This is a genomic window from Streptomyces sp. NPDC055815 (assembly GCF_053616475.1).
Genome location: NZ_JBSHDU010000141.1, coordinates 1 through 8,248 on the forward strand (window position 1 = coordinate 1; position 8,248 = coordinate 8,248).

Sequence of the window (8,248 nt, forward strand, 5' to 3'; positions counted from 1 at the left end):
GGCCCGGGCCGCCGCCCCGGCCGCCGCCCCCGCGCACGCGACCCCCGCGCCCGCCCCGATCGCCGCCCCCGTGCACGCGACCCCCGCGCCCGTCGAGGACGAGCCCTGGCCGAGTGGGGTCGAGGCGCCCGACTGGGACCCGTACGCGCCCTGGGACACCGGGAGCGAACCGCCCGTCGCGCGGCTGCTGCGGGAGGGGCGGCCGGCGGAGGCGTACTGGATGACCGTCGCCTCCCGCGAGAGCGACGTCCGGGCGCGGACGCTCGCCTTCGCCGCCGCCGCGTTCGGCTGCGTCTCGGACAGCGAGGCCACCCCCGTACAGATGGCGCACGAGCTCGACCCCGCGCTCGCCGCCCAGGACCGCGAGGCCCATCTCGTGGCCCTCGCTGCCGCCCTGCGCACCGGGCTGACCGCACGCTGGCCGCACGGCCTGGTCAGCGGGTTCGTGATGCCGTCCGGGCTCACCGGCCCCTGGCAGCACCTGCTGAACGTGCTCGTCGCCGCCGTCCGGGACGGCCGCGCCTTCGAGCCCGGCATGCTCCAGGGCAGCGTGGAGGGCCTGGAGGCCGCCACGCGCGAGGAGATCGGCCAGACCGCCCGGCAGCTGCTCGACGACCTGCCGCGCCGCAAGATGAAGTACCAGCGGGCGTCCCAGGTGCTCCAGTACCTCGTCGGCCCCTCGGGCGCCGTGCGGCAGGCGCTGAACGAGGTCATCGAGTGGGCGGGCCAGAGCCCGGCGCAGTACACCGGCACCCCCGGCTTCCGGGCGCTCGGCGAGGAGCTGTGGCGGGCGGAGGACATCGACCGGCTCATCGAGGACACGGACGCCCTGTTCCGTACGTCGAAGCAGGCCAAGGAGCCGATCACCGCGGGCGCGCTCCGGCAGCTGCACACCGCCTGCCGTTCCGTCGGCGAGCTCCTCATGCGCGCCGGGGCCGCCGACACCGCCGCCCGCCCGCACCAGGGTGTGAGCGAGCGCGGCATACCGGAACTGACCGCGGTCCTCCGGGACGTCGCCGACGAGCCCGCCCCGGCCGGGACGGGCGGCGCGGCGCTCGGGCTGCTGCGCGCCTGGCTGACCGGCGCACACCTGCGGCCCGCGGACACGGTGGCCGACCTGCTCCGGGAGGACGGCGGCCCCGTGCCGCCCGCCGACGCCCTCCTCCGGCTGCCCGACCTGCCCCGGGACGCCCTCGGCGACCCGGATCTCGCCGACCCCCGGGCGGCCCGCCGGATCGCCGCCCTGCTCGTCCCCGCCGACGCCGAGTACGCCCTCGGCCGGTACCTGGACGACGGTGACCTGCACCTCGCCAGAGCCCTGATCGCCGCGGTCGAGAGCGCGCCGGAGGAGTACGGCTGCACCGACCCCGAGTGGGGTGAGACGGCGGCGCGGCGGCTCGCGCAGGGCCACGAGGACTGGCGGCGGGAGGTCGCCGAGCACCACCGCGCGGCCGCCGGACTGCTCGCCCAGATGCGGACGCTCAACCAGCTCGCGGCCGACCAGGAACGGGAGTTCGTGGGCCGCCTCCAGGAGTTCGCCGACGGCGAGGACTCGGGCCGCTACCGCTTCGCCGTGGAATCCCTGCAGGCCCTGAAGGACGAGCTGGGTTCGCTCGTCCACGACTACACCCGGCAGCTGCGGGAGAACCTGGCACAGCTGCGGTCCCGCCCGGACCAGCCGCTCTCCGCCGGGGACCACGACCGGATCGCCCGGCTCATCGACGAGGGCGACACGGTGACGGCGCAGGAGTTCCTCGCCCTCGCGACCGGGCACACCCCGCTGCCCGAGCAGGGCGCCCGGTACGACGACGGCTCGGAACTCGCCGCCTTCCTCACCGGAGTCACCGCCCCCGACGCGCCGAAGGCCGGCGGGGAGGGCATCGACGCCGGCTGGTGGGCGAAGAACTACGGCGACCCGACCTCCTCGCTCACCCCCGCCGCGAGCAACGGCTTGGAGTCGTGGGCGGCCCTGTGCACCCCGCAGGGCCGGCGCGGCGAATGGCAACAGCACATCCCCCGGGTGCTGCGGCTGCTCGGCCTCGAACTGTCCACGAACCAGGTCGCCGCCGAGCGGGTGGCCCTCGGCCAGGGCATGCGCCGCTTCAAGGTCCGCGCGCGCGTCGCCGAACGCCCCGGCTACGTCGCCGCGCTCGGCTCCCGGGCCTCCTCGTACACCGTCCTCCTCGTCTGGGAGGAGCAGCCGGCCGACGGCCCGCTCGCCCATCTGGAGGACGCCGACGTCGGCGCCAACATCGTGCTCTACCTGCACCCGCTCGGCCTGGAGGGACGGCGCGGCCTCGCCGAGTCCGCCCGCTCCTTCGCCCAGCAGGCCCTCGTCGTCGACTCCGCGGTGATGGGATGGATGGCGGCGCGCGCGCCCGGCGCGTTCCGCTCGCTCCAGCGCGTGACGCTGCCCTGGGCCGCGTACAACCCGTACACGCCGTTCGTGGCGGGACTCGTGCCGCCCGAGGTCTTCTACGGCCGCGACGAGGAGATGCGGGAGGTGATGGGCCGCGAGGGCGGCATGTTCCTCTACGGCGGCCGCCAGCTCGGAAAGTCGGCGCTGCTGCGCCGGGTCGCGGAGATCTTCCCCAGCCGCACCGACACCCACGTCGCCGTCTACCTCGACCTCCTCAAGGCCGAGATCGGTCACGCCGAGGCCCCCGACCGGATCTGGAGCCGGCTGGTCGAGGACCTCAAGCGCAAGGGCGTCTTCAACAACAAGATGTCCGAACAGGCCGGTCCCGACGTGGTCGTGCGCAACATCCGCACCTGGCTCGACCAGGACGACACCCGCCGGATCCTGGTCCTCGCGGACGAGGCCGACGCCTTCCTCAACACCGACTCCCGCCGCGCCTACCGCGTCGGCAGCGAGTCGACCTTCCCCAACGTCATGCACTTCCAGCGGCTCATGGAGCACACCGAACGCCGCTTCAAGATCGTCTTCGCGGGTCTCCACCAGGTCCAGCGCTTCGGACACCTCTCCAACGTCTCCACCGTGCACGGCGGCCCCGACGTCCTCGTCGGCCCGCTCGGCACCCAGGCGGCGGTACGCCTCGTCACCGAGCCCATGTCCGCGCTCGGCCACTTCTTCGAGCGCCCCGAACTGGTCTGGCGCATCCTCGCCATCACCAACTACCAGGCCAACCTGGTGCAGATCTTCTGCCGCGAACTCGTCCGCGTCCTCCACGACCGCCCCTACGCCTTCTCCGACGGCCCCGTCCGGATCACCGAGGCCGACGTCCAGAAGGTCGCCGCCTCGGAGACCGTCCGCCAGCAGATCGCCGAGCGGCTGCGCTTCACGATCAACCTGGAGGACCGCTACCGGGTCCTCGCCCTCGTCATCGCCCTCCGCAGTCTCGCCGACGGCTACCGCGGCGACTACTCGGCCGGCGAACTCCTTCAGGAGGCCCGGGAGGCCTGGCCCGAGGGCTTCGAGATGCTCAGCGCCAAACAGGCGCAGATCTTCCTCACCGAGATGGTCGGCCTGGGCCTGCTCATCCAGCTCGGCGACCGCTCCCGCTTCGCCGTCCGCAGCCCCAACGTCGTCAACATGCTCGGCACCCGGGAGGAGCTCGAACTCGAACTCCGCGAGACCGAGTTCGGCCTGCCGTACGACTACAACCCGCACGCCGCCCGACGCCTCCTCGGCCGCGACGCGCGGAACGTGCAGACCTACAGCCCGCTCAGCGAGGAACAGCTCCACGAGACCGCGCAGTCCGGTGTCAGCCTCATCGGCACCACCGCCCTCCACCGGCCCGAACTGGTCCGCCGCGCCGTCACGGCGTTCGCCGAGAACCGGGGCGTCGACGTCGTCCCGTACACCCACGGGGAGGACCTCACCGCCCTCCTCAAGGGCCGCCGCCGCAAGGCCCACGTCATCATGGCCGACCTGCGCGGCGCCGCCCCCGAGGAGCTGGGCGAGGCCGTCCGCTCGATGCTCGTCCACGCCGGACCCGCCGCCGACCGGCTCGTCCGGCAGACCGAACAGCGCAGCGGCGGCAACGAGAACCGCTCCGTCGTGGTCGTCGCCGATGCGGCAGCCCTCGCCGAACTCGCCGCCGACGACGGGCACGAGGAGCTCGCCGTACGGTGGCTGCGCCCCGAGCGATGGACCGCGGACGCCCTGCGCGCCTGGTCGGAATGCCCCTTCGTCTCCCGCGAGGACCGTGACCGGCTCGTCGCCGCGACCGGCGGCTGGCCCCGCTGGATGGAGGCCGCAGTGGCCGACGTGTCCGTGCACGGCGCGACCCTGGACAGTGCCGTCGAGCGGATACGGGCCCTCATCGCCGGCCCCCGCAACATCGAGGAGCACCTGCGCCTGTCCGGCCTCGACACCCGCGACCTGGAGCTCCTCGCGGCCTGGACGGGGTACGTGGAGGAGGGCCAGGGCGTGCCGCGCGACGACGTGGCGGCGGCGGTCGAACTCTCCGACCCCGACACCGACGCCTGGCTCCACCACCTGGACCAGCTCGGCGTCCTCGACGAGACACCCGAAGGCTTCGCGGTGGAACCGGTCACCTACCGCGCGGTGCGGTCCCGGGTGGCCACCGGGGAGAAGTGACGTGACGGACACACGGGCGGACGTAGCGGACGCTGCGAGCGGGGCGGCCGGGCCGGGAGAGGGCGACGGGGCGACACCGTCCGACGCGGATCGCGAGGGGACGGCACCTGCCGGGGGCACGGCAGGCGCACCCGCCCCGAGCAGGAATGCCGCACCTGCCGCGGGCAGGGCCGCCGCACGTCCCGCCGACCGGACGGCCCCCTCCGGCGCGGACCGCGAAGGGGCGGCGCCCCCCGCCGCCGACCAGGCGACCGCACGTGCCGCCGATCACCCCGCACCCGCACCCGCCGTCGACCGCGCCGCCGCGGCCGTCGTGCACCCCGGCGATCTGCCCGGCGTGCGGGCGCGGCTGCGTGCCGTCGCCGCCGACCTCGCGGACGGGCTGAACTGCCTCTGGCTCGTCCCTGACGCGCTGGTGGAGTCGGGGCTCGCGGACGAGCTGTACCGGGGTGCGCTGTTCACCGGACCGGTACGCATCGACGTGCCGGCCCCGGATCGCGCACCCACGCGCGCGCGTGAGCCGGAGCCGGACCCCGGGCCCCACGGGGAGGGCGGCTGGGGCTGGGACGACGCGGACGAGCTCCCGTACCTGGACCTGCCCGACGACGGCTTCGACCTCGACCTCGGCTGGTCCCTGGAGGCCCGCCCGCCCCGCGTACCGGCGCCCCGCCAGGAGCCCGGCGGCGGCCGGCACGATCCGCACGGCCTGCTCACCCGGCTCGGCGGGGAGCTCGCGGTCGACGCCGACGAGGCCGTCGCCGCCCTGGTCGCCCCGGGTCGGGACCGCCGCCCGGTCGTCGGCATCCGTGCCTGGACGGAACACGACGGCGGTACGGATACGAGTAGGGGGACGGCCGCGAGCACCGGCACCGGCACCAGCCCCGGCGCGGCCGTCGAGCGGCTCTTCCGGGCGCTCGCCGCCGCCGTGAAGGCCGCCGGCCTCCCTCCGGGCGAACGCCCCGGCTCCTGGTCGTCGCCCGGCTCGGCGATCTGCCGGAGACGCTTCCGGACGAGCTCCGGCACAGTCTCGGCGACACGGCCGTGCACTGGTGGTGGGGCGCGCTCGGCAGGCTCGACACGGCCACCGCGATCGCCCCGGTCCTGGATCACGTCCCCGCCGTGACCGGCCGCGACCCGCTCAAGGAACGGATCCGCCGCGCGGTGCGCGCCGAGACCGTGGTCGAGGTCTGCGGCCCCGACCTGGAGCTCGCGCGGCTGCTCGCCCTGGAGTGGGACGGCGCGCAGCACACCCTCGGTGCGGCTCTCGGCCGCTGCCTCGGGTCGCTGCCCGGCCCCGTTCCGGCCGACTGCCCGCCGCTGCGCAGGATCGGCGCCCGGCTGCGGCCGGGCGTGGAGCTGCGCCAGGCCTGGGCCGCGGGCGCGGTCGTCTCCTGGGAGGGGCGCCTGCGCCCCCACGTGGCCGTCTGGCACCCGGCGGCGCCCACACCCGCTCCCGGCGGAGACGTACGGGCCCGTCTCGCCGCGCATGTCTCCCAGGCTCAGCAGCGCGTCTTGAGCCCGTGGATCGAGGAGGCCCGGCAGCGGCTCGCCGTGCGGGCGCTCGGTCACCTCAACCGCCCGGCGCCGACCGTCGTCGCCGACTACGCCGACCGCCCGCCCGCACACCCCGGCGGCGACGCCGAACGGGCGTTCCTTGAGCTCCAGGTGGGGGAACTCCTGCGCGCCCACATCAGTGGAGCCCTCGCCCTGCCGCAGGACGACGCCCGGCTCCTCCGGCGCCTCGTCACGGCGCGAAACGTACTCGCGCACCGATCGGTGCTGTACGACCGGACGCTCGACGAGCTGTGCGCCGAACTCTCCCAGGCGGACCTGCGCGCCTGAGAGGTGTCGTGCGACGGCCCCGCCGACCGGGGGCGTACCGTCTCCGAGCTGTAGGGATCCGACAGTGACGCCCGTACGACCACTGTCGGAGGTCGATTCCCCATGCCGGGGGCGATACCGATAGGTTTTCGGCTACCAGACCGCTATCGAAAGGGTGATCCGTTGAGCCGCTCGGTTCTCGTCACCGGAGGAAACCGGGGCATCGGCCTCGCCATCGCCCGCGCGTTCGCCGAGGCCGGCGACAAGGTCGCGATCACGTACCGCTCCGGCGAGCCCCCGGCCGCCCTGGTCGAGCTCGGCTGCCTTCCCGTCAAGTGCGACATCACCGACGCGGAGCAGGTGGAGACGGCCTACAAGGAGATCGAGGAGAAGCACGGCGCGGTGGAGGTCCTCGTGGCCAACGCCGGCGTGACCAAGGACCAGCTCCTCATGCGCATGACCGAGGAGGACTTCACGTCCGTCCTCGACACCAACCTCACCGGCACCTTCCGGGTGGTCAAGCGCGCCAACCGCGGGATGCTGCGCGCCAAGAAGGGCCGCGTCGTCCTCATCTCCTCGGTCGTCGGTCTGCTGGGCTCCGCGGGCCAGGCCAACTACGCCGCCTCCAAGGCCGGCCTGGTCGGCTTCGCCCGCTCCCTCGCGCGTGAGCTGGGCTCGCGCAACATCACCTTCAACGTCGTCGCCCCCGGCTTCGTCGACACCGACATGACCGCGGTGCTCACCGACGAGCAGCGCGCGGGCATCGTGTCGCAGGTGCCGCTGGGCCGTTACGCGCAGCCGGAGGAGATCGCCGCCGCGGTGAAGTTCCTCGCCTCCGACGACGCCTCGTACATCACTGGAGCCGTCATCCCGGTTGACGGCGGATTGGGCATGGGTCACTGATCACCATGAGCGGAATTCTCGAGGGCAAGCGCATCCTCATCACCGGTGTGCTGATGGAGTCCTCCATCGCCTTCCACGCCGCGAAGCTGGCCCAGGAGCAGGGTGCGGAGATCATCCTAACCGCGTGGCCCCGGCCGACGCTGACCGAGCGCATCGCCAAGAAGCTGCCCCAGCCCGACAAGGTCAAGGTCCTGGAGCTCGACGTCTCGAACGACGAGCACCTCGCCCGCCTGGAGGGCCAGGTCCGTGAGCACCTGGGCGACCGCCTCGACGGCATCGTGCACTCCATCGGCTTCGCGCCGCAGGACGCGCTCGGCGGCAACTTCCTGAACACGCCGTTCGAGTCCGTGGCCACCGCCATGCACGTCTCCGCCTTCTCCCTGAAGTCGCTGACCATGGCGCTGCTGCCGCTGATGTCCGAGGGCGGTTCGGTCGTCGGCCTCACCTTCGACGCGCAGTTCGCCTGGCCGCAGTACGACTGGATGGGCCCGGCCAAGGCTGCCCTCGAGGCCACCAGCCGCTACATGGCGCGCGACCTCGGCAAGCAGGACATCCGCTGCAACCTGATCTCGGCGGGCCCGCTCGGCTCCATGGCCGCGAAGTCCATCCCGGGCTTCGGCGAGCTGGCCTCGGTCTGGGACACCCGCTCCCCGCTGCCCTGGGACCTCGCGGACCCGGAGCCGGCCGGCCGCGGCATCGTCGCGCTGCTCTCCGACTGGTTCCCGAAGACCACGGGCGAGATCATCCACGTCGACGGCGGTCTGCACGCCATCGGCGCGTAACCGCTCGGGACGTGCAGGAAAGGGCCGTGGGGGGGGCCCCGGGGGGGGGGCACCCCCCCCCCCCCGGCCCGCGCGGCCGCGGGCGGGGGGGTGGGGGGGGCGGGGGGCCGGGAGCGGGGGGGGGCGCGGCGCGGGGGGGGGGGGCGCGGGGGGCCACGGGGGGGGGGGACCGGGGGGC

General features: G+C 74.3%; 5 protein-coding genes. All 5 read left to right on the forward strand.

Annotated features, from left to right (window positions below; all coding sequences use genetic code 11):
- On the forward strand, positions 1-4,564 hold a 4,564-nt coding region (locus ACWGN5_RS41010), incomplete at its 5' end, for a hypothetical protein (protein ID WP_453523893.1).
- A gap of 1 nt (position 4,565) precedes the next feature.
- The gene (locus tag ACWGN5_RS41015) at positions 4,566-5,687 is read left to right on the forward strand and encodes a hypothetical protein (protein WP_453523896.1); all 1,122 of its coding nucleotides are present in this window, start codon (positions 4,566-4,568) and stop codon (positions 5,685-5,687) included.
- Positions 5,684-6,406, forward strand: a complete 723-nt coding sequence (locus ACWGN5_RS41020; RefSeq protein ID WP_453523898.1) for a hypothetical protein — start codon at positions 5,684-5,686, stop codon at positions 6,404-6,406. The genes ACWGN5_RS41015 and ACWGN5_RS41020 overlap by 4 nt, the downstream gene beginning before the upstream one ends.
- A gap of 162 nt (positions 6,407-6,568) precedes the next feature.
- Positions 6,569-7,288 carry a 3-oxoacyl-[acyl-carrier-protein] reductase gene (gene fabG / locus ACWGN5_RS41025; protein WP_453523901.1) on the forward strand — a complete coding sequence of 240 codons (720 nt, stop codon included), beginning with the start codon at positions 6,569-6,571 and terminating at the stop codon, positions 7,286-7,288.
- Positions 7,289-7,293: 5 nt separating this feature from the next.
- On the forward strand, positions 7,294-8,070 hold the full coding sequence (gene fabI, locus ACWGN5_RS41030; RefSeq protein ID WP_453523904.1) for an enoyl-ACP reductase FabI: 777 nt from the start codon (positions 7,294-7,296) through the stop codon (positions 8,068-8,070).
- Positions 8,071-8,248: the final 178 nt, after the last annotated feature.